The following is a 20504-nucleotide window of genomic DNA, read 5'->3' on the forward strand; positions in this document are numbered from 1 at the left end:
ATTTTACAGTATTTTTCCACTAATTTGCGAAATTTTTACCAGAGTCTTTTGCTGCTTTCTGCTTTTGTCTGATCTCTTTGAAAAAGCTTTTCAACATTTGACTGGCTTCTTCACGATATAATCCCCGAATTACGTGAGGATGATGGTTAAATTTAGCCATTTCAAAAAGGTTAACCACGCTGCCAGCTGCACCAGCTTTAGGATCAAGTGCCCCAAAAAAAACATTTTTAATGCGGGAATTAATAATTGCACCCGCACACATTGGACAAGGTTCTAAGGTGACAAAAAGACTGCAATCAATTAAACGCCAGGTACCGAACTTTGAGCAAGCTTGCCTGATTGCAATCATTTCGGCATGTTGCGTCGCGTCTTGGTCTAATTCTCGCCGGTTAAACCCTTCTCCAATAACTTGCCCATCTGGCGCAATTATTACGGCGCCAATTGGAACTTCCCCCAAGCTTTGCGCTTTTTCGGCCTGTTTAAAAGCTAGTTGCATAAAATTCTTTTTGTCAGCGCTTGAAAATGGCATTACCTATTCACCGCCTGCAATACATAGTAACCTTTATCTCTTTTTAATATCACACAGTTGCCAAAAGTTTTAATTAGCAATTTGCGCGCACTGGGTTCTCCCTGCTTCTTCTGAATTACGGCTAACAAAACGCCATTTTGGATAAGGTGGCTCTTGGCACCATTTAAGATATTAGAAACGACGCTCTTTCCTGCTCGAATAGGCGGATTAGTCACAATTAAACCAAATTTTGGTTCGTCAGAAACATTTTCGTAAACATCTGACTTATAAATATTGACATTTTTTATTCCATTAACTGCAGCGTTTTCTTTTGCCAGAACCAGTCCTCGCTCGTTAATATCAACCATATCTACAGTTTGATCGGGCCAAAATTTGGCTGCAAACAGTCCAATAGGACCATAACCAGTTCCGACATCCAGAATGTTATTTTGAGGGAAAACAATGTTTGCCATTTCTTTAATTAAGACACCTGAACCGTAATCTACGCGCGTTTTGGAAAAAACTCCTGCATCAGTAGTAAATTTAAGATCAATCCCATTAACTTGATAGTCAATGACACGTTCATTATGCGCGGAAGTTGGATTTTCAGTGAAATACATTTGATTTTCTTTATCAGTCATAATTTGCTCATTTCTTAAAACCTTATCTAATTAATTTTAGCGGACAATAGTATTTTTGCAAACAAAATAAAAATCTAACTATGTTAGAAACCTATTTCAAAACATAATTAGATTTATTATTTTTATAATTAAAACTTTTATTTAAGTTTAGTAATTAACAAATTACACCAACTGAAGAATATATCTGCTCGCTTTCATTTTCTGCTATTGCACCCAGACCAATTGTTTTGGCACTCGGATCGAGTAAAATGTCACGGTGACCCCAATTAGATTCAGCATCATTATAGATATATTCGTAAATCATATTGTCAGCAACTAGCGCACTGCTTGCGTTTTTCGTAGCATCAAGCAAACTATTGTCTGAGTGGTTCACGTCTACACCCCAAGGAAACATTGCTAAGCATTCTGCTGTACTGTGACGCTTGACCCCTGCTTTATTAAAGAAATCATTCAAAATGAAATTGCCAGCAGCATCAACATGTGCAAAATTATCAGGCAATAATTTTGTTCTATTTTGAACTACTTCATCAAGATTATCATCTTCACTAACAGCATTAAGTCCACGTTGAGCTCTTTCTTCATTCAATTTTTTTAAAAATTCTTCTCTAAATTCACTAAGAGAAAAGCTTTCAATTTTTGCGTTCTTTTTAGCAGTCTGAGTTGTACCTGTATTGGTTGAGTTTGGTGGTGTTACTTTATCTTGGGTATTAGATGGATTTGTTGGCAAGTTCTGCGGTTTTTTAGCTTTCGTTTTTAAAGTAGTAACATCTTTGGCCAAAATCAGCTTATTTTTAGTCACAAAATAAAACTTCTTACCTCTTATTTTTTTGGCTTTTTTAATAACAGTTAATTTTCTACCTTTTTTCAAAAATTTTTTCTTTAACTTGCGCCCTTTATTGTTATATAGATTTGCTTTCCTTTTAACCTTGACCCTTTTTACTGCTGGCGCTTTCAAGACGATACTGCCTGAAACTGACTTAGCTGCAGTAATCCTTGAATCAACAAATAACCCACTTGCAATGCTTGTGATTGCTACTACTGCAGCTACAAGTTTATGATAACTGATTTTTTTCATTTACTTCTCCTTTTGTTTTTCTGTACACTTTTAAATCAATAATAGCACTAACCATTCTATAAATAAATAGCTATCTTTTTTATTATCTTATAAAGTGATATTTACAGTTATAGTCCTTAAAAGTATAGTGAAAATAGCAAATTAGGTAATATAAAAAGGACGTACCTGCTTATCGCAAATACGTCCTTTATTAGCTTGGTTAGCTAGACTACAATTATTTAACTGTAACTGTAGCGCCAACTTCTTCAAGCTTAGATTTAATGTCATTAGCTTCGTCTTCAGAAACGCCTTCCTTAACGTTCTTAGGAGCGCCATCAACAAGATCTTTTGAGTCCTTAAGGCCAAGTCCAGTAATATCACGGACAGCCTTAATAACCTTAACCTTTTCTTGGCCAGCTTCTGTCAATTCAACATCAAATGATGTCTTAGCAGCAGCTTCGCCACCTGCAGCACCTGCAGCAGCAACTGGAGCAGCAGCAGAAACACCAAATTCATCTTCAATAGCCTTTACTAGGTCATTTAATTCAAGAATTGAAGCACCTTTTAAGTCTTCAATAATCTTATCAGTATCTAAAGCCATACTTATTTTATCCTCCAAAATTTTAGATATAAATTACATTATTTATTCTGCAGATTCATCTTTTGAATCAGCAACAGCTTTAACAGCATATGCGAAATTGCGTACTGGAGCTTGTAATACAGAAACAAGCATTGACAGTAAACCTTCGCGTCCAGGAATGGCAGCAAGCTCTTTGATTTCTTCTTTAGAAGTCAATTTGCCTTCTAGCATACCACCCTTAATGTCGATAACATCATAATTATCTTCGTACTTAGAAACAATACGTGCTGGTTCAGTAATATCTTCAGCATTATCAGTATAAATTACAGCAGTAGGACCAACAAAAGTCTCTTCAAGGCCTTCAATACCAGCCTTAGCAGCAGCACGTCTTAAGTAAGTATTCTTAACAACCTTCATGTTAACGTCGTTTTCACGAAGTTCCTTACGCATGTTAGTAACTTCTTCAACAGTTAAGCCAAGGTAATCAATTACCAAGATTGCTTTTGCAGCTTTAAGTTCTTCAGCAAACGCGTCAACGAACTTCTCTTTTTCAGCAATAGCAGCTTTACTCACTCGATTTCACCTCCATCAAATTAATAATAAATTCCATCAGGCCCAAATAAAAACTCCATGCCAAGAAAGACATGGAGCTTCAAACTCTTCATTATCTTCTGGCCTCGGCGGGAAATTAAGGCGTCATGCCACCCGAGTCTTAGGTAGAATTTACTTTATTAAATATAACAGGATTATATTCTAAATGCAAGTTAATTATTTTTCTTGCGGATCAGGCTTAATTAATTCGAATAATTCACCCGAAGTTTTATAAATTACCCAACTTGCTAAATTCACAATGTGATCGCTAATTCTTTCAAGTAATCTAATAATGACAAAATAGCTGGCAGAAGCCACTGCAGCATCAGGTTCTTGTTCAACTCCGTCTATAATCATTTGTCTGGCGTTTTTATAATCCTTATAAACTTTGGCATGACCAAGTACCATTTGTCTGGCATCTTTTTCATTTTCCTGAACATAAGCCGTTAATACTTGTACCAGCATTTCCCGCACCTGATGTGTCATGTTGGAAATTACTTTTTCAACATCTGGCAGACGTGGATTACCTTTAACTCTGACAGTTTCAATAGCAATGCTATTAGCATTTTCTCCTATTCTTTCTAGGTCTGTTGTAGCTTTTAAAATGCTGATAACAACTCGGAAGTCAGTCGCAACGGGCTGCTGTAAAGCCATTAATTCCAAAGCCTTCTTTTCTATTTTAACAGCCTCTTTGGCAACTTCCTTATCTTCCGCAATCATTTGTTGCGCTGCTTTTTTATCATGTTCGACGAAAGAACGCGTACCTCTATCGATCAGGTCATTAACTAAAACGCCCATCTCCATAAACCGAGCATTCAATTTCTTCAATTCGTCTAAAAATATTTCGTGCATAATCCACCTCCAAATTTAGCCAAAACGGCCATTAAGATAATTGTTTGTCATTTCTTTCTTAGGTGACAAGAACATTTCCTGTGTCGAACCAGATTCGATCAACTCACCATTCATCAGAAAAGCTACCTGATCTGAAACCCGACTCGCTTGTTGCAAGTTGTGTGTCACCATGATGAAAGTATATTTTTGCTTTAGTGCCATTAACGTTTCTTCAATTTCAGAACTTGATATTGGGTCTAAAGCAGAAGTTGGTTCATCAAGCAAAACCACTTCCGGCCTAATTGCCAGCGCCCGGGCTATGCAGATACGTTGTTGTTGTCCACCTGAAAAAGCAAGGGCATTGCGCTGCAGGCTATCTTTTGTTTCGTTCCAAATTGCAGCTTGCTTTAAACTTTCTTCAACTCTCTGCTCAATCAGTTCCTTATCTTTAACCCCTGCTATACGCAAACCATAAGCGACGTTATCAAAAACTGAAAACGGAAACGGCGTTGGTTGCTGGAATACCATACCCACTTTCTTACGTAAAGCAACTAAGTCGATATGAGAATGATAGATATCTTTACCTTCTAACAAAATTTCACCGGTAATTTTAATATCATCAATATCGTCATTCATGCGATTTAGGCAACGCAAGAAGGTTGATTTGCCACAACCAGAAGGCCCGATCAAGGCGGTCAATTTTTGTGCAGGAAATGCTAAACTAATTCCATGTAAGGCTTCAAAATTGCCGTATTTAAGTTTAACATTTTTTGCCTCCATTACATTTGTCATTAATAACGCCACCTTTATCCAAAACTTCCTTGAATGTACTTTTCAGTGATTTCACCTTGAGGATTAGTAAAAATATTGGTTGTAGTATCATATTCTAACGCATGTCCTAGATGAAAGAATGCTGTATACTCACTAATTCTTGAAGCCTGCTGCATATTGTGGGTTACCATAACCATGGTATATTTTTTGCGTAGTTGCTTCAGCGTATCTTCAAGCTTGGCAGTAGATACCGGATCCAAAGCGCTGGCTGGTTCATCTAGAAGTAAAATTTCTGGTTTTAATGCAATGGCTCGCGCAATGCACAGTCTTTGCTGCTGACCCCCAGAAAGAGCTAGAGCACTCTGATCTAGCTTATCTTTGACTTCATCCCACAAAGCTGCAGCTCTAAGACTTTCCTCAACTATCTGATCTAGTTTCTTTTTGTTCTGTTGACCGTTAGCTTTCAAAGCGTAAGTGATGTTTTCTCTAATCGATTTAGGAAAAGGATTTGGTTTTTGAAAAACCATACCGATTGCTTTACGCAATTCATAGACATTAATTTTACTTTGGTTAACATCAAGATTATGAAACATAATGCTGCCATCAACCCGGGCTACCCGATCATTCATACGATTAAGTGAGCGCAAGAAAGTTGATTTTCCTGATCCAGAAGCACCAATTAAAGCAGTAATTGTATTTTTCTTAAAGCCCAAGCTGACATCAAACAACTTCTGGACAGTACCACCATAGAAAACACTCAAATTTTTCGTTGATATTGCACACTCATCCTCAGCAAAGGTCTTAATGTAGCTTTTTTGATTTTGCCAATTTTCCATAAGAACCCTCCTACTTTATCTTGGCAGCGGTTAGCCGTTTATAGATCCAGTTGCCAAGTGCACGTGCACCAAAGTTAAAGATGATAACCACAATTACTAACAGCGCTGAAGTCGCAGCAGACACCACGTTAACATCAGGAATAATACCTTCAGTATTTACTTTCCAAATGTGTACAGCTAATGTCTCAGCGGGACGCATAATATTTAAAAAACTAGTAGGACTAAACATATTCCAGTTTGAATAATCTACGGTAGAGCCGCTCTGCCCGGCTGTGTAAATTAAAGCAGCAGCTTCACCAAAGACTCTTCCGGCGCTCAAAATCACGCCAGTAATTATTCCAGGAAGAGCAGCTGGTAAAACAATACCGTGAATAGTTTTCCAATTTGATAGCCCCAAAGCCCAGCCGGCTTCTCTTTGCGTCTGAGGAACTCCTTTAATTGCTTCTTCGATATTACTGGTCAAAGTAGGTAAATTAAAAAAAGTTAGTGCTAAAGCACCAGCAAGGATGGAAAAGCCCAAGCCAAATTGAACTACAAACAGCAGATAGCCAAAAAGACCGACAACAATTGATGGTAATGAACTCAAAATTTCGATAGTAGTTCTAATCAATTGCGTAAACCAGTTGTCTGGGGCGTATTCAGCTAAATAAATAGCAGCTCCCAGAGCGATTGGCAGGGAAATAATCAAAGTTAAAAGTAAAAGGTAGAGAGAATTAAACAGTTGGTCCCTAATTCCGCCGCCTGCTTCAAAGGATGAGGAAGCTGAACTTAAGAAATGCCAAGATAAGTGTGGGATTCCGGAAACCAAAATATTACCTAAAATTCCCACCAAAAGCAATATAACAATTCCCACTAAAAAGTAAATTACGCCAGTAGCAATTCGATTTGTTTTTTTTGCATTCATAATACTACTAACTCTTCTTTCCAATTAAATGTACTAAGAAATTGAACACCAATGACATAATTAACAGTAAAAGTGCCAATGACCATAACGCATTATTAGGTAAAGTCCCCATAACAGTATTACCCATTTGACTAGTCAATTGACTTGTCAAAGTAGCTGCCGGACTTACCAAGTTATAAGGCATTAGGACCGCATTTCCAATTGCCATTTGAACAGCCAAGGCCTCCCCAAAAGCACGAGCCATACCAAAGATAATAGCTGTCATAATACGGGAACGCGCAGCCCTTAAAACAACGTGATATATAGTCTGCCATTTTGTCGCGCCCAATGCAGAGGAAGATTTACGCAAATCCTTAGGAATCGCTTTAAACGCATCAACAGTTAGAGAAGTAATTGTCGGCAAAACCATTACAAAAAGTATTAATGTTGCTGTTAAAATACCAAAACCTGTTCCGCCAAAAATAGTTCTGACAGCCGGAACCACTACCATTAAACCAATAAAGCCGTAAACTACGGATGGTATTCCTACTAATAACTCCATTACCGATTGCAATAGTTGCACCCTTTTGCCTGATTCATATTCAGTCATAAATAGTGCTACGGCAATGGAAAAAGGTGTCGCAATTAGCGCTGCAAGTAGAGTTACTGCAAACGAAGTTACAATCATTGCTGCTGCTCCAACGTGGTTCTTACCAGCACCGGGATTCCAGTCAGTAGAAAACAGAAAATGGAAGATATTTACTTTGTTATCAATGAAAGTAGCCAAACCATGCATTCCAACAAAGCCAATAATTGCAATTATCAGTATGCCAATTAAGATAATTGCTAAAAATGTTAGTCCTCGGCCCCACCACTCTTGTCGTGTTTCTTTCGATGGCTTAGTCAGACGATCAACATCAATATTTTTTGGATCAATACCTTTAAACTTAACGTGAGGTACTTTTTGTTCGGCAATTGCGTTCTCAACAACTTGCTGTAAGTCTTGTTCTTTTTTTGCCATTTTATTTACCTATCTTTGTAACCTTATTTTGACTATTGCGTGTTACTTTCATTTCGTGAACACTGATATAGCCAATTTTGGGAACCAAATCTTTTTGTACTTTTTCGCTTAATACATATTTGATAAAAGCAGCCGTTGCCTTATTAGGCTGGCCTTTTGTGTACATATGCTCATAGGACCAAAGCGGCCACTTATTCGTAGGAATATTTTTATTTTCGGGCTGAACATGATTTATACTTATTTTTTGAATATTTTGGTCATTAGCGTAGGGAAAAGAAATATAAGAAATAGTACCAGGCGTTGAATTAACAATCTTTTTAACCGTACCGTTAGAATCTTGCTCTTGAGAATTTACCGCGTCTTTTCCTTGTAATATTAAATCTTCAAATGTAGATCTTGTACCACTACCACGTGAACGATTAATCACAATGATTGACTGATTTTTGCCACCTACTTGACGCCAGTTTGTAATTTTGCCGGTAAAAATATCAGAAAGCTGTTTCGGTGATAAATTTTTAACCCCAACGCCTTTATTAGCAATCGGAACAATGCCAACTACAGCGACTGGATAATCTTCCAGTTTTTTGGCATCAATACCTTTTTGTGTTTCCGCATAAACATCTGAAGTACCAACTTCAACAGCTCCGGCCTGCACTTGACTTAAACCGGTACCGGAACCTCCGCCCTGAACCACAATATTGCTGCTCATATGGGCCAGGTGATAATCATTACCTGCTTGTTCTATTAAAGGTTGTAAGGCACTGGAGCCAACTATAGTAATTTTTTCCCGGTTTTGACTGCAGCCAGTTAAAAAAAGGGGTATAAACAAGATTAATGCTAGCAGTACACCCAAATTACTTTTTTTCATAATAATTCCCTCAATTAGACAAATAAATTCAGCTTTAGTTTATCAAAACTTTCACCATAGACCAATCATAAATACTTGCAAAGAGAAAAAAAGCAACTTGCCAAGATAGCAAAGTTGCTTTAGTTAACTATTTTGTTTTAGTCCAAATTTAATGGATCAAGTTTAATTCCAGGGCCAAAGGTTGCAGCCACAGCTACGCTCTTAATGTATTGACCCTTAGCTGCTGATGGACGTGCACGTAAAATAACGTCACGTAAAGCATCAAAGTTTTCAATTAACTGTTCATCAGTAAATGAAACTTTTCCGATAGCAGCATGAATAGCAGCTTGACGGTCAACACGGTATTCAACCTGACCAGCCTTAACGTTCTTAACGGCTTTTTCAATATCCATTGTTACAGTACCGGTCTTAGGGTTTGGCATCAAGCCTTTAGGTCCTAAAATACGACCTAAGCGACCAACTTTAGCCATCATTGTTGGTGTAGCAACAACAACATCAAAGTCTAAGTAACCATTTTGTACTTTTTCAACCAGATCGTCAGAACCAACTTCGTCAGCACCAGCTGCCTTAGCTTGTTCAGCTTGAGGACCATCGGCAAATACAATCACTTTTTGGGTCTTACCAGTACCGTTAGGCAATACCAGTGAACCACGAATTTGTTGGTCAGCCTGTTTAGGGTCAACGCTTAAATTGTATGAAACCTCAACTGATGCATCAAAGCCAGCGTATGAAGTTTCTTTAACTAACTTAATCGCTTCAGCAACTGAATACAATTTCTTTGAATCTACTTTTTTAGCAGCTTCTAAATATTTTTTACCATGCTTTGGCATGTGATTTCCTCCTTAATATGTGGTCAAGCGAGTTTAAACTCTCCCACCTAAATTGTTATAAATAACAGGATTAGTCTTCGACTTCGATACCCATGCTTCTAGCAGTGCCTTCGATCATCCGCATAGCAGCTTCGACATCAGCAGCGTTAAGGTCCTTCATCTTTGTTTCAGCAATTTCCTTAACTTGATCCTTGGTAACCTTACCAACTTTCTTGGTATTAGGTTCACCAGATGCCTTGTCGATCTTAGCAGCTTGTTTCAAAAGAACTGGAGCTGGTGGAGTCTTAGTTACGAAATCGAATGAACGATCTTCGTAGACTGTGATGACTACAGGAATTATCATGCCTTTTTGGTCAGCAGTTCTAGCATTGAAGTCCTTAGTAAAACCAACAATGTTAATACCTGCTTGACCTAAAGCTGGACCAACTGGTGGAGCGGGTGTTGCAGCACCAGCTGGAATTTGTAATTTAACAACATTTACAACTTTCTTTGCCACGGTCAAAACCTCCTTGATTCCGTGCGTGGTTAAAATGGAAAAGTTACCTACTTTTCCTCCCACAATAATAAAAGTACTTTAATATATTATCATCAATTTAGCAATTTTGCAATAATTGACCTATTTATTAACTAATCTTCTTCACTTGATCATAGTCAAGCTCAGTGGTAGTAGCACGGCCAAACATGTCAACCGAAACAAACAACTTATATTTATCCGGCTGAATTTCCGTAATCTTGCCTTCAACACCATTAAAAGCGCCATCAATAATAGTAACAGTTTCCCCAACTTCAAAGTCAATTTGTGGTCTTTTAGCCGGTTCACCTTGCTGGCGTAAAAGTCTGTTTACTTCTTCTTCTAAAAGAGGAGATGGTTTCGAGCCACCACCATGTGAGCCTACAAAGCCGGTAACATTTGGTGTATTACGGACAACAAACCAGCTTTCATCCGTCATTACCATCTCCACCAGAACATAGCCCGGAAAGATTTTTTCTTCTACTTCTTTTTTCTTATTATTTACTTTTTCAATTTTTTCTTGCTCAGGAACCATAACGCGAAAGATATAATCTTGCATTCCCATACTTTGTGCACGTGATAATAGATCCGATTTAACTTTATCTTCATATCCTGAGTAAGTATGAAGTACATACCACTGCTTCTTAGTTGTTTCTACCATTATTAGAAATTCTCCTTTTATTTTTGGCAAACAAAAAAGCCTCTTGCGTCAGAGGACTTTTATAACTCATTTCATTGTACCACAAACAGAGAAACTGTGCTATTACATAACAATTTGAGTAATATTGGTTAGCAATAAATCAAGCAAACCTAAATATGCTGCAAACAAAATTGAGGAAACAATTACGATTGCTGTGTCATGACGATTTTGTTTAGCAGTTGGCCAAGTAACCAAACGCATTTCTTCAACTACACTTTTAAAAAATTTAACCATAACTTACCTCGTTTCCTTATGTATAGTCATTTTACCGCAATGCTTACAAAACTTTTTCAATTCAAGCCGCTGAGTGCGATTTTTACTTGCGGTGATTGAGTAATTACGAGAGCCGCAAATACTGCAGGCCAAAGATGCTTTTTTCACTGCCATAATCTCACTTCCAAACTATTGTATTTTAGCAAAAATTAATTGCTTAAGCAATTAATTTAATAATTACCTATAAACTTGGTTAAGTTCAAATTTTAAAAAATATAATAAAAGCAGTTGCTTCTTCAAGCAGCTGCTTTATAGTGGCCAAACAATTGCGTGACCACTGTGCGTAGAACATTGTATTAGTCGGATTTACTTCTTAAGATTTTCGTTTACGAAGGATTCGATTTTATCGTCAGTATCTTTTAGGAATGGGAGCATAGCTTCCTCAGTCTTAATGGTATCTTTACCATTCTTTTCCATAAAATAATCCCAAAGAGCATCTCTAACTGGAAGATCTGAATCACTCCAGTCAAAAACTTCTTTCATGTGACGATCTAACAATGCAGTCTTCATAACATCTTCTGCCATCTTAACTACCTCCTAAAAATTATTCTACAAGTAAAATTATACCGCATTTTCTAAATGTATACTATAAAAATACTAACTGAGCAATGTTTGGCGCATTTTTTGGACAAGGCGCGAACGCGCTCTCGCTAAAGTTAGCTGGCTGATCTTTAAATTGTTGATTACATCTTCTTGGTCCTTAATGCCTAATCCCACTAGCAGCGCATTAATTTCCAAATCAGATAATCTTGCGGTTAAAATTGCAATATTTTCACTTAAAGGTATTTCTGGTATGGAGGCAAAAGACTTATTTAGGGGCAAAATATGATTTTTCTTTGCCGTTTCTAAAGAAATTGATTGTTTCAACGCCTGTCTGCGATAAGCATTGTCATACCTAACCAAAGATCGAGCATGGTTAGTAAGCCTGGTCTTATAATAGCTGCTGAATTTTCCTTTATTTAAATCAAAACCAATCGCCGATTCATGACAAATAATCATCGCATCCTGCTCCCAATCCTGATTATCATAGTAGCGAACATGATACATACTCTTAATTTTATTAATCAAAGGTTTATAAAGCTGGCATAAATTTATTAGCGCCGCATCATCCCCTTCTTTAATTTGTCGAATTAATTCCGCCTCACTTTTAATTGCTTTTTCGGTATCCTTCATTTAATTTCTCCTTTTGGTAAATTTTTCTGAAGAATACAACAACCAAAATATCCTAAAAATCGAACTTAGGTTCAAATTCAGCAACTATTTTTTTGTGTTAACTTAGCCATGACAAAAAGTTAAATTTGTTAAAGCTGCATTAAACTTAAAAAAGTTTTTTAGAATTTTGCAATAAAAAAAACACTCTGGTTAAACCAAAGTGTTACGAAATTATGGGAGTGGATTTCTACTATTAAGCATCTGATAAAGCAAAACACCTGTGGCGACGCTGGCATTAAGTGATTGTACGTGACCGACCATGGGTAAAGTCAACATCTGATCCATCTGCTCTTTAAGCAGTCGTGATATTCCTTTGCCTTCATTGCCGATTACCAAAACTGTTTTACCATTACTATTCCATTGACGATAATCTGTACCTTGCATATCAGTACCAAAAAGCCAATAGCCTCGCTTTTTAAGCATCTTTGCAGTTTGCACAAGATTGTTTACCCGTGCTACCGGCACATAGTCAATCGCACCAGTTGAAGTTTTGGCGACCACAGAAGTTAAACCAGTAGCTCTTCTTTTAGGAATGATAATTGCATCAACGCCAGTTGCATCAGCAGTTCTTAAAATAGAGCCTAAATTGTGCGGATCTTCAATTGAATCAAGCATTAATAAAAATGGATCCTCTTTGGTATTTGCAAATTGCTCTAATAATTGTTCCAAATCAGCATATTCGAAACTCGCAACTGTTAAAACTAGTCCTTGATGATTCTCACCCTGAACTAACTTATCCAATTTACTTTTAGGAACAGTTTGTATAATTAAGCCCTTTTGCTTAGCCAGGGCATAAACCTCATTAGCAAAGTTTTCTTTTATTCCTTGTTGCAAAAAAATTTTGTTAATGTGATCAGCATCTTGTGTTCTTAAATAATCCAGCCCAGCATGCCGGCCATAGACAAAATCCTTGTCACTTAAAGTCATACTTCTCAATGCCCCCATTCTCAATAGTTTTAATACACCACTCAGTTAATTCTTGAATACGATTTTTTTTGTTTAAAAGTTCCAAGTAGCCCCAAACTGCTTCAAAACCTGTAGATAATTGGTAGGTGGCTAAACTGGTGTTTTTAGCTTTCGTATAAGTTTTTGAATTTCTTCCGCGATGAAAAGTTGCAATTTCATCTTTTGTCAGCAGATTATCTTCTTGCAGTTTGGTAATTAATGCTGCCTGTGCCTTAGCCGAAACGTAATGGGTTGCCCGTCTTTGCAAAGACTGGGGTTTAACAATGCCGCATTTAATGAGGTGACGCCTAATAAATATCTCATAAACAGCATCCCCAAGATAAGCTAAAGTTTGCCCATTTAAGGTCTCTGGATTAACATCATTTTCTATCATTATTTTAGTTTTACTCACGTAGCCACCTTGTTCCTTGCGGTGTATCTTCAACAGTAATACCCATTTGCTTTAATTCATCACGCAGTGCATCACTTTGTGCCCAATCTCTATTCTTCCGGGCTTCTTCACGTTTTTTTATTAATCGCTGAACTTGCTCATCATCATTTTGATTTTCAGCGGTAATTAAGCGCTGTCTGTCTATTCCAAAAACAGCCAGCCAGCTTGTTAAAAGCTTAGCTGCTTTTTTAAGAGCATCTTTATCAGCATTTTTTGCATTAATATTAGCATTAATTTCTGGTAATAAATCATAAATGGCGGTTAAAGCATTCTGCACATTAAAGTCATCGTCCATAGCTGTGATAAATTTTTGTTCAGTGTCTTTAATTTTAACGGCTAGAGATTCTGACTTTTCACTAACTGATTCATCTTTTAGTCGGTATTCCAGGTTATTAAATGTATTTTTGAACCGCTGTAAAATAATTTGCGCCTGCTTTAGATTTTCCGCGGAATAGTTAATTTGTCTGCGATATTGAACGCTTGCCATAAAGAAGCGCAATACTTGTGGATCCACTTCTTGTAGTAAATCATTGACAGTCACGAAATTGTGCAGCGACTTGGACATTTTTTCTGCATCCGATCCAACTGTCACAAAACCATTGTGCATCCAGTAATGAACAAAGGTTTTTCCTGTTACAGCTTCACTTTGTGCAATTTCATTTTCGTGATGAGGAAATTCCAGGTCTTGGCCCCCACCATGAATATCAATGGTTTCTCCCAAATATTTAATAGCCATAACTGAACATTCTATGTGCCAGCCAGGACGGCCCATTCCCCAAGGCGATTTCCAAGCTATTTCCGCTGAATTTTTTTGCTTTTTCCATAAGGCAAAATCAATCGGGTCTTTTTTTCGCTCTTGTTCTGCAGCATTAATATGCTTAGAAGCCCCTTCTTCAAGTTCGGAAATGTTTTGACTGCTAAGTTGACCATAGTGCTTAAATTTCCGGGCATGATAATAGACATCCCCGTCTGATTCATAGGCATATCCTTTATCAATTAGTTTTTGGATAAATTTGATAATCGCAGTGATTTCATGCGTAGCACGAGGATTTTTAGTAGCAGGCTCAACATTTAAAGCAGCAATATCTGCTAGGTAAGCTTTAATATATCTTGCAGCCAAATCAGGGACAGTCAGATGTTCAGTTTGAGCTTCAGCAATCATCTTGTCATCTACATCTGTAAAATTGGACACATAGTTAACCTTGAACCCACGAAATTCTAAATAACGTCTGATTGTGTCAAAAGCAATGACGCTTCTGGCATTACCAATATGAATGTAATTATATACCGTTGGTCCACACACATACATTGTCACTTGTCCGGGGACTATCGGCTTAAATTCTTCCTTTGTATTTGTTAAAGTATTATAAATTTTCACAGCGGCTGACTTGCCTTTCTAAAATCTTATATTTTCATTTTACCAGAAACCCTGACAAATCCTAATAAGCAAAAGATTTAATCTTAACGTAGCCAAGTTTCTTTCAAATGTACACTAAAACAGCGTATTACTCATTCAATATCGGAATAATACGCTGCTTTTATTTACAAGCCATTTTCACTCATTTGTTTTAATGTTAAGTCCAGATGCTCTAACACGCGTTTTTTGCCTAAGAGCTCCATCGCTTCGCCAATTCCTGGTCCTACCATTGACCTGGTAGTAGCAATTCGAATTGGCATAAACAAGCGTCTGCCCTTAATCCCAGTTGCTTGACGAGTTGCCTGAACCGCATTCATAATTTGCGGTGCAGTAAAACGGGGAATCAAATCAATTTGCTTCTTAAATTCCTCAACTACTGGTCTAGCATCATCTTGACGAATTTCTGCAATTTCTTTTTCACTTAAATCTTTAGGTGCGTTGAAGAAAATCTTAGCCAAATCCACAATTTGTTTTGTATAAGACATTTGGACAGAATAAATATTAACCAATTGCCTTACCCATTCCATCTTTTCCGGATTGGGATCTTTTTCCACCAAACCAGCTTCCTGCAAGTTGTTAAGCGCCAAATCCAAAAGAGTGTCCCGGTCAGCTTTCTTAATATACTGGTTGTTAATCCATTCCAGTTTTTTCTGGTCAAAAGCAGCAGGAGAATTTGACAAACGCGCAGGATCAAATTGCTTAATTAATTCTCGTTGACTGAAAATTTCACTCTCGCCCACAGGAGACCAGCCCAATAAAGTAATAAAGTTAAACATTGCATCAGGCAAATAACCTAAATCTCTATATTGTTCAATGAATTGTAAAACAGATTCATCACGCTTAGAAAGTTTCTTACCTGTTTCAGAATTAATAATCAAAGTCATATGACCAAACTTTGGCGGCTGCCAGCCTAATGCCTCATAAACCGCTAATTGTTTTGGTGTGTTTGAAACGTGATCATCTCCACGCAAAACATGAGTGATTTCCATCAGGTGATCATCAATAACAACAGCAAAGTTATAAGTTGGCATACCATCGCGCTTTTGAATAACAAAATCGCCACCAATGGTATCAGATTCGAAACTTAGATGTCCCTTAACAATATCATCCCAAGAATATGTTTCCATTTCAGGAATGTGGATACGAACAACCGGCTTTAAGCCCTTCTTCTCTGCTTCTTCTTGCTTTTGAGCAATTTCAGCAGCTGTCATGCCTTCATATTCGTAGGTATAGTGGGGAGCAATTCCCATTGCCCGCTGTTCTTCACGCTGCTCTTCTAATTCTTCTTCAGTTTTATAAGAATAATAAGCTTTGCCCTCATCAATCAGCTGTTTGATATATTTATTGTAAATATCCTTACGCTCAGATTGACGGTATGGGCCATAAGCGCCACCTTTATCAGGACCTTCATCCCAATCGATGCCGAGCCAGTGCAGGTTTTCCATCTGCGACTCTGAGCCGCCTGCAACATTACGCTTCTGGTCCGTATCCTCAATTCTTAAAACAAAAGTTCCCTTATTATGCCGCGCGAATAAGTAATTAAATAGCGCAGTCCGTGCATTACCAATATGTAAATGCCCCGTTGGACTTGGGGCATATCTTACCCGAATTTTTTGTTTAGCCAAAATTCATGCCTCTTTCAAAAAGTAAATATAAACAATTTAAGTTTACCCGTAATAGTCAAAAAGTTCAATATTCGTTAGCCTAAAACCAGTTTTAATGCTTGCGGAATACTTGAAACCGGAATAATTTCAATATCGGCGTTTTTCAGGCTGGTATGCATATTATGTTTGGGAATAAAAATACGCTTAAACCCAGTTTTAGCTGCTTCCTTAATTCGCGCATCTATTTGATTAACTCGCCTTACTTCACCAGTTAAACCGACTTCGCCTACAAAACAATCTGTGGGCAAAATTTCCTGATTTTTATAGCTTGACGCTATTGCCATGACAACGGCTAAATCAACAGCGGGTTCGTTAAGGCGTATTCCACCGGTAGCTGTTAAATAGACATCCTGATTTTGCAACATTAAGTTGCCCCGTTTTTCCAAAACTGCTAACAGCAGTCCAGCGCGGTTATAATCAATACCAGATGTAGTTCTTTTAGCATAGCCAAAAGCAGTGGGTGTAACTAATGCCTGAATCTCTGCCAAAATAGGACGAGTCCCTTCGAGTGAAACGACTATAGCAGACCCGGTTGACTTCGGTAAACGCTCATCCAAAAAAATAGCAGACGGGTTAGTAACTTCTTTTAAACCATTATTAACCATTTCAAACATGCCGATTTCATTAGCTGCGCCAAATCTGTTTTTAACGGAATGCAAAATACGGTAGGCATGGTGTTCATCACCTTCAAAATAAAGAACAGTGTCAACCATGTGCTCCAAAATTTTAGGGCCGGCAATTGCCCCTTCCTTTGTAACATGGCCGATAACAAAAACGGTAATAGCATCCATTTTGGCTATTTTCATTAACTCACTTGTAACTTCCCTTACTTGTGATGCTGAACCCGTCATTGAGTCTAAGCTAGGTTCATTCATAGTTTGAATTGAGTCAATGACAACAAAGTCAGGTGCTAAATCGGCAATTTGCTGGCGAATATCTTCCATATCAGTTTCTGGATAAAGCATCATATCATTAGCCGGCAGTCCCAAGCGATCTGCTCTTAACTTGATTTGATTAGCTGATTCTTCACCGGAAACGTACAATACTTTATATTTACCAGCTAGTTCGCTCATGATTTGCAACATTAAAGTTGATTTGCCAATTCCTGGATCACCACCAATTAAGACTAAGGAGCCTGGAACAATGCCCCCACCTAGAACCCTGTTCAATTCTTCCATACTAGTCTGAATGCGTTCTTCTTTTTCAGCCTTAACATTTTCCAACTTAACCGGTTCACTTATTCCGGTTTTCTTAATCAAGCGACTAGGGCTGCCTTTAGTTGAGCGATTTTGCACCGCTTCAGTTTCCTTTTCAAACTGATTCCATGCACCGCAATTAGGACAGCGGCCTAAATAGCTGGCAGAAATATAGCCACAAGAACGACATTTATACTTTGTTTTAAGTTTTGCCATTTAGCTTTCCTTCTTATTAGTTGAGCCAAAACCGCTTAACCTTTGCCTGTCAATAGGCAGATCATTATCGGTTTTTAAATAATGTACAAAAATCCCCTGACCAATTCGATCCCCCTTGTGAATCTGAATTGGTCTGACACCATAATTAATTAACTGCACGAAAATTTCACCTTCATTGTCATCATTATTGTAATAATCCGCATCAATGACGCCCACGCCATTTGGCAAAGAAAGATTTTTTTTAAAAGTATTTGAAGAGCGGTTAGCCAATATTAACACTTCATCTTCAGGCATATAAGCCTTTACACCTGTCGGAATTAAAAACGGCTTGAGTACATGTTCGGCCATTTCATAGTCTTGTTCGTATAGCTGATGACCATTGCGAATTAACCGAAAAATACGCACAAAATTAAGTCGCCAAATACTGGGAATTAAAACGTCTTTTGCTGCTGCTAAATCATAGCCTGCGCTGGCAATTGTTTGTCTTCTAGGTAACGCCACATTTTTATTTTTATATTTAGATACAATTTCAAAGCCCCGAATTTTCTCCATGTTATCTCCTTTAAAAATCTTTAAACACTATTTTACATTAATTTACTGCTGTGTTTTAAAATCTTATATAATTAGTTTGATAAAATTAGCTAAAATATTAAAGTGTGAAGGAAAAGTAAATGTTTAACTTAGATAACCCCCACCAGTACTTTCGCGAAGATGATGATAATGGCGAAACTATTTGTAGCTGGACCATGGATAAAATTAAGCGCAAAGACGCTACTGTCTGGATAATGAACCATTTCTTTATCAACCCCAAAATAGATAGTGACAAGATTTTACACGAACAAATGGCAACAGTAATGTTTATTGCTCAAGAATCTCACTTACCTGTTTGGCCACTTGATCCTTTAGTTATTAAATACTTCGAGAGGCATTCAGAATTTCATTCGATCTGGTATCACAAGCCAAATCCAGCAAACAAAAATATATAAACTTTGCAGATTAAATAGATAAAGCAAAAGCAAATATATTTTTAACAATAATTAAATTTTCAAAGATAGACTACTTTATTTAGTTAGGCTAAAATAGTATTAGTTTGTTTAAGGAGGATTTTAATATAAATGACAAAAGAAATTACAAGTGCAGCCATTGATAAATTTACAAAAGACTTATCAAATCATGCTGGAATTAATATTGCCAGTCATGCTGCTCAAGAAAACGGCATTTTTAAGGCAAGTCAAAATTTGCAATCAAAAATTGATTTAACACCTACTTTTTCCGTAGAGATTGATACCGGTAAACCTGCTGATCAAAAGCAGTCTGGTCGCTGCTGGATGTTTTCTGCATTAAATACTATGCGTCACCCATTGCAAAAAGAATATAAGATTAAGGATTTTGAATTATCTCAAAATTACACTAACTTCTGGGACAAATTTGAAAAATCAAACTTCTTCTTCGAAAATGTAATTGCGTCAGCTAAAAAGCCACTCGGTGACCGTAAAGTTAGCTTCCTATTCGCAACTCCCCAACAAGATGGTGGTCAATGGGACATGTTATGTGGATTAGTTGAAAAGTATGGTATTGTACCCAAGTCTGTTTACCCAGAAACTGCCAATTCGAAAAATTCTGGAGCTTTAAATGATACTTTAAATACTCTTTTGCGTAAAGACGGCTTAGAATTACGCGATTTGGTCAATGCAGGTAAGTCAGAAGACGAAATTGAGCAACGCAAAAACGAATTGTTAAATGATGTTTTCCGCATTTTAGCTATTTCATTAGGCGTACCACCAAAGAAATTTGACTTTGAATATAAAGATGATGATGGTAATTACCACCGTGAAGCTGGTATCACTCCTAAAGAATTCTTTGATAAATTTGTGGGCATGAACTTGGAAGATCATGTTTCAATCATTAACTCTCCTACTGATGATAAACCATATCACAAAGTCTTTTCAGTTGAGTACTTGGGTAATGTTGTTGGCGGTAGACAAGTACGCCACCTTAACGTTAAGATTTCTGAAATGAAAGACTTGATTATTAAACAACTAAAAGCCGGAGAAGTTGTTTGGTTTGGTTCAAATGTTGGTAAGGATTCAGAAAGACAACTGGGCTTGCTTGATACTAACATTTATAAGCGTGATGAACTATTTGACGTTGACTTTTCAATGTCAAAGGCAGACAAGCTTGATTCAAGTGAAAGTATGATGGATCATGCCATGGTTATCACCGGCGTTGACTTAGTCAATGACAAGCCTACTAAATGGAAGATTGAAAATTCCTGGGGAGAAAAACCTGGCTTTAAAGGCTACTTCGTCATGAGTGATTCTTGGTTTGATGATTTTGTTTACCAAGCCGTTATTAACAAGAAATTCTTACCAGATGAGCTAAAGAAAGCCTTTGATGAAGGAGCTAAGGACCCGATTCAATTACTGCCATGGGACCCAATGGGCGCTTTGGCTTTTAAATAAAGTTATTATTTCCGTTCAAAAAGTTAAATATTAAAAAGCATTG

At 37.3% G+C, this 20504-nt stretch carries 26 protein-coding genes and 1 other annotated feature; of the genes, 2 read left to right on the forward strand and 24 right to left on the reverse strand.

The window, feature by feature from the left end; all coding sequences use genetic code 11:
* Positions 1-19: 19 nt before the first annotated feature.
* The 24 genes from tadA to F5ESL0260_RS06630 all read right to left on the reverse strand — a co-directional run bounded on the left by tadA (position 20) and on the right by F5ESL0260_RS06630 (position 18551).
* A complete protein-coding gene (gene tadA, locus F5ESL0260_RS06515) occupies positions 20-529 on the reverse strand; it encodes a tRNA adenosine(34) deaminase TadA (protein ID WP_233557723.1) in 510 nt (169 codons plus the stop codon).
* The gene (locus F5ESL0260_RS06520; RefSeq protein WP_046325275.1) at positions 529-1149 is read right to left on the reverse strand and encodes a class I SAM-dependent methyltransferase; all 621 of its coding nucleotides are present in this window, start codon (positions 1147-1149) and stop codon (positions 529-531) included. The genes tadA and F5ESL0260_RS06520 overlap by 1 nt, the downstream gene beginning before the upstream one ends.
* Before the next feature lie 154 nt (positions 1150-1303).
* On the reverse strand, positions 1304-2224 hold the full coding sequence (locus F5ESL0260_RS06525; RefSeq protein ID WP_122026305.1) for an SLAP domain-containing protein: 921 nt from the start codon (positions 2222-2224) through the stop codon (positions 1304-1306).
* Positions 2225-2438: 214 nt separating this feature from the next.
* A complete protein-coding gene (rplL, locus tag F5ESL0260_RS06530; RefSeq protein ID WP_046325276.1) occupies positions 2439-2804 on the reverse strand; it encodes a 50S ribosomal protein L7/L12 in 366 nt (121 codons plus the stop codon).
* Between the two features lie 42 nt (positions 2805-2846).
* Positions 2847-3356 carry a 50S ribosomal protein L10 gene (gene rplJ, locus F5ESL0260_RS06535; RefSeq protein ID WP_046325277.1) on the reverse strand — a complete coding sequence of 170 codons (510 nt, stop codon included), beginning with the start codon at positions 3354-3356 and terminating at the stop codon, positions 2847-2849.
* Positions 3357-3394: 38 nt separating this feature from the next.
* Positions 3395-3518, reverse strand: a sequence feature (ribosomal protein L10 leader region).
* 33 nt (positions 3519-3551) lie between these two features.
* Complete coding sequence (gene phoU, locus F5ESL0260_RS06540; protein WP_110446371.1) at positions 3552-4226, reverse strand: phosphate signaling complex protein PhoU; 675 nt, start codon at positions 4224-4226, stop codon at positions 3552-3554.
* Positions 4227-4241: 15 nt separating this feature from the next.
* Complete coding sequence (gene pstB / locus F5ESL0260_RS06545) at positions 4242-4997, reverse strand: phosphate ABC transporter ATP-binding protein PstB (protein ID WP_046325279.1); 756 nt, start codon at positions 4995-4997, stop codon at positions 4242-4244.
* A 14-nt stretch (positions 4998-5011) separates the two neighbouring features.
* On the reverse strand, positions 5012-5812 hold the full coding sequence (pstB, locus tag F5ESL0260_RS06550; RefSeq protein WP_046325280.1) for a phosphate ABC transporter ATP-binding protein PstB: 801 nt from the start codon (positions 5810-5812) through the stop codon (positions 5012-5014).
* A 10-nt stretch (positions 5813-5822) separates the two neighbouring features.
* Positions 5823-6716, reverse strand: a complete 894-nt coding sequence (gene pstA, locus F5ESL0260_RS06555; protein ID WP_046325281.1) for a phosphate ABC transporter permease PstA — start codon at positions 6714-6716, stop codon at positions 5823-5825.
* A 7-nt stretch (positions 6717-6723) separates the two neighbouring features.
* On the reverse strand, positions 6724-7716 hold the full coding sequence (gene pstC, locus F5ESL0260_RS06560) for a phosphate ABC transporter permease subunit PstC (protein WP_046325282.1): 993 nt from the start codon (positions 7714-7716) through the stop codon (positions 6724-6726).
* Between the two features lies 1 nt (position 7717).
* Positions 7718-8584, reverse strand: a complete 867-nt coding sequence (locus tag F5ESL0260_RS06565; RefSeq protein WP_122026306.1) for a phosphate ABC transporter substrate-binding protein — start codon at positions 8582-8584, stop codon at positions 7718-7720.
* A 137-nt stretch (positions 8585-8721) separates the two neighbouring features.
* Positions 8722-9414 (reverse strand): 50S ribosomal protein L1, encoded by a 693-nt coding sequence (rplA, locus tag F5ESL0260_RS06570; protein ID WP_038523574.1) that lies wholly within the window; start codon positions 9412-9414, stop codon positions 8722-8724.
* Positions 9415-9484: 70 nt separating this feature from the next.
* Positions 9485-9910: a 50S ribosomal protein L11 gene (gene rplK, locus F5ESL0260_RS06575; protein ID WP_046325284.1), complete on the reverse strand. Its 426-nt coding sequence runs from the start codon at positions 9908-9910 to the stop codon at positions 9485-9487.
* A gap of 127 nt (positions 9911-10037) precedes the next feature.
* Positions 10038-10586, reverse strand: a complete 549-nt coding sequence (nusG, locus tag F5ESL0260_RS06580) for a transcription termination/antitermination protein NusG (protein ID WP_038523578.1) — start codon at positions 10584-10586, stop codon at positions 10038-10040.
* A 102-nt stretch (positions 10587-10688) separates the two neighbouring features.
* Positions 10689-10859 carry a preprotein translocase subunit SecE gene (gene secE, locus F5ESL0260_RS06585; RefSeq protein ID WP_110446374.1) on the reverse strand — a complete coding sequence of 57 codons (171 nt, stop codon included), beginning with the start codon at positions 10857-10859 and terminating at the stop codon, positions 10689-10691.
* Between the two features lie 3 nt (positions 10860-10862).
* Positions 10863-11012 (reverse strand): 50S ribosomal protein L33, encoded by a 150-nt coding sequence (gene rpmG / locus F5ESL0260_RS06590; protein ID WP_110446375.1) that lies wholly within the window; start codon positions 11010-11012, stop codon positions 10863-10865.
* Positions 11013-11204: 192 nt separating this feature from the next.
* Positions 11205-11423 (reverse strand): hypothetical protein, encoded by a 219-nt coding sequence (locus F5ESL0260_RS06595; protein ID WP_110446376.1) that lies wholly within the window; start codon positions 11421-11423, stop codon positions 11205-11207.
* 72 nt (positions 11424-11495) lie between these two features.
* Positions 11496-12071, reverse strand: coding sequence for a sigma-70 family RNA polymerase sigma factor (locus F5ESL0260_RS06600; protein WP_122026307.1), 576 nt, complete (start codon positions 12069-12071; stop codon positions 11496-11498).
* Positions 12072-12281: 210 nt separating this feature from the next.
* The gene (rlmB, locus tag F5ESL0260_RS06605) at positions 12282-13037 is read right to left on the reverse strand and encodes a 23S rRNA (guanosine(2251)-2'-O)-methyltransferase RlmB (protein WP_110446378.1); all 756 of its coding nucleotides are present in this window, start codon (positions 13035-13037) and stop codon (positions 12282-12284) included.
* Positions 13024-13467 carry a Mini-ribonuclease 3 gene (locus tag F5ESL0260_RS06610; protein ID WP_110446379.1) on the reverse strand — a complete coding sequence of 148 codons (444 nt, stop codon included), beginning with the start codon at positions 13465-13467 and terminating at the stop codon, positions 13024-13026. The genes rlmB and F5ESL0260_RS06610 overlap by 14 nt, the downstream gene beginning before the upstream one ends.
* Entirely contained in the window at positions 13460-14884 is a 1425-nt protein-coding gene (gene cysS / locus F5ESL0260_RS06615; protein ID WP_122026308.1) for a cysteine--tRNA ligase, read from the reverse strand. The genes F5ESL0260_RS06610 and cysS overlap by 8 nt, the downstream gene beginning before the upstream one ends.
* Positions 14885-15048: 164 nt before the next feature.
* On the reverse strand, positions 15049-16548 hold the full coding sequence (gene gltX / locus F5ESL0260_RS06620) for a glutamate--tRNA ligase (RefSeq protein WP_122026309.1): 1500 nt from the start codon (positions 16546-16548) through the stop codon (positions 15049-15051).
* Positions 16549-16622: 74 nt separating this feature from the next.
* Positions 16623-17999 carry a DNA repair protein RadA gene (gene radA / locus F5ESL0260_RS06625; RefSeq protein ID WP_122026310.1) on the reverse strand — a complete coding sequence of 459 codons (1377 nt, stop codon included), beginning with the start codon at positions 17997-17999 and terminating at the stop codon, positions 16623-16625.
* Positions 18000-18551, reverse strand: coding sequence for a dUTP diphosphatase (locus tag F5ESL0260_RS06630; protein WP_046325293.1), 552 nt, complete (start codon positions 18549-18551; stop codon positions 18000-18002).
* 119 nt (positions 18552-18670) lie between these two features.
* Between F5ESL0260_RS06630 and F5ESL0260_RS06635 the strand changes: the two genes are divergently transcribed.
* Together F5ESL0260_RS06635 and pepC are read left to right on the forward strand one after the other, a co-directional pair.
* Positions 18671-18985 (forward strand): hypothetical protein, encoded by a 315-nt coding sequence (locus tag F5ESL0260_RS06635; RefSeq protein ID WP_122026311.1) that lies wholly within the window; start codon positions 18671-18673, stop codon positions 18983-18985.
* A gap of 129 nt (positions 18986-19114) precedes the next feature.
* Positions 19115-20461: an aminopeptidase C gene (pepC, locus tag F5ESL0260_RS06640; protein ID WP_122026312.1), complete on the forward strand. Its 1347-nt coding sequence runs from the start codon at positions 19115-19117 to the stop codon at positions 20459-20461.
* The last annotated feature ends 43 nt before the right edge of the window (positions 20462-20504 follow it).

It is taken from the genome of Lactobacillus sp. ESL0260 (genome assembly GCF_003692935.1).
GTDB lineage: Bacteria > Bacillota > Bacilli > Lactobacillales > Lactobacillaceae > Lactobacillus > Lactobacillus melliventris.

Coding starts and splice junctions, on each gene's coding strand:
- tadA (WP_233557723.1), bottom strand. CDS start 529: ATGCCATTTTCAAGCGCTGACAAAAAGAATTTTATGCAACTAGCTTTT.
- F5ESL0260_RS06520 (WP_046325275.1), bottom strand. CDS start 1,149: ATGACTGATAAAGAAAATCAAATGTATTTCACTGAAAATCCAACTTCC.
- F5ESL0260_RS06525 (WP_122026305.1), bottom strand. CDS start 2,224: ATGAAAAAAATCAGTTATCATAAACTTGTAGCTGCAGTAGTAGCAATC.
- rplL (WP_046325276.1), bottom strand. CDS start 2,804: ATGGCTTTAGATACTGATAAGATTATTGAAGACTTAAAAGGTGCTTCA.
- phoU (WP_110446371.1), bottom strand. CDS start 4,226: ATGCACGAAATATTTTTAGACGAATTGAAGAAATTGAATGCTCGGTTT.
- pstB (WP_046325279.1), bottom strand. CDS start 4,997: ATGACAAATGTAATGGAGGCAAAAAATGTTAAACTTAAATACGGCAAT.
- pstB (WP_046325280.1), bottom strand. CDS start 5,812: ATGGAAAATTGGCAAAATCAAAAAAGCTACATTAAGACCTTTGCTGAG.
- pstA (WP_046325281.1), bottom strand. CDS start 6,716: ATGAATGCAAAAAAAACAAATCGAATTGCTACTGGCGTAATTTACTTT.
- pstC (WP_046325282.1), bottom strand. CDS start 7,716: ATGGCAAAAAAAGAACAAGACTTACAGCAAGTTGTTGAGAACGCAATT.
- F5ESL0260_RS06565 (WP_122026306.1), bottom strand. CDS start 8,584: ATGAAAAAAAGTAATTTGGGTGTACTGCTAGCATTAATCTTGTTTATA.
- rplA (WP_038523574.1), bottom strand. CDS start 9,414: ATGCCAAAGCATGGTAAAAAATATTTAGAAGCTGCTAAAAAAGTAGAT.
- nusG (WP_038523578.1), bottom strand. CDS start 10,586: ATGGTAGAAACAACTAAGAAGCAGTGGTATGTACTTCATACTTACTCA.
- secE (WP_110446374.1), bottom strand. CDS start 10,859: ATGGTTAAATTTTTTAAAAGTGTAGTTGAAGAAATGCGTTTGGTTACT.
- rpmG (WP_110446375.1), bottom strand. CDS start 11,012: ATGGCAGTGAAAAAAGCATCTTTGGCCTGCAGTATTTGCGGCTCTCGT.
- F5ESL0260_RS06595 (WP_110446376.1), bottom strand. CDS start 11,423: ATGGCAGAAGATGTTATGAAGACTGCATTGTTAGATCGTCACATGAAA.
- F5ESL0260_RS06600 (WP_122026307.1), bottom strand. CDS start 12,071: ATGAAGGATACCGAAAAAGCAATTAAAAGTGAGGCGGAATTAATTCGA.
- rlmB (WP_110446378.1), bottom strand. CDS start 13,037: ATGACTTTAAGTGACAAGGATTTTGTCTATGGCCGGCATGCTGGGCTG.
- radA (WP_122026310.1), bottom strand. CDS start 17,999: ATGGCAAAACTTAAAACAAAGTATAAATGTCGTTCTTGTGGCTATATT.
- F5ESL0260_RS06630 (WP_046325293.1), bottom strand. CDS start 18,551: ATGGAGAAAATTCGGGGCTTTGAAATTGTATCTAAATATAAAAATAAA.
- F5ESL0260_RS06635 (WP_122026311.1), top strand. CDS start 18,671: ATGTTTAACTTAGATAACCCCCACCAGTACTTTCGCGAAGATGATGAT.
- pepC (WP_122026312.1), top strand. CDS start 19,115: ATGACAAAAGAAATTACAAGTGCAGCCATTGATAAATTTACAAAAGAC.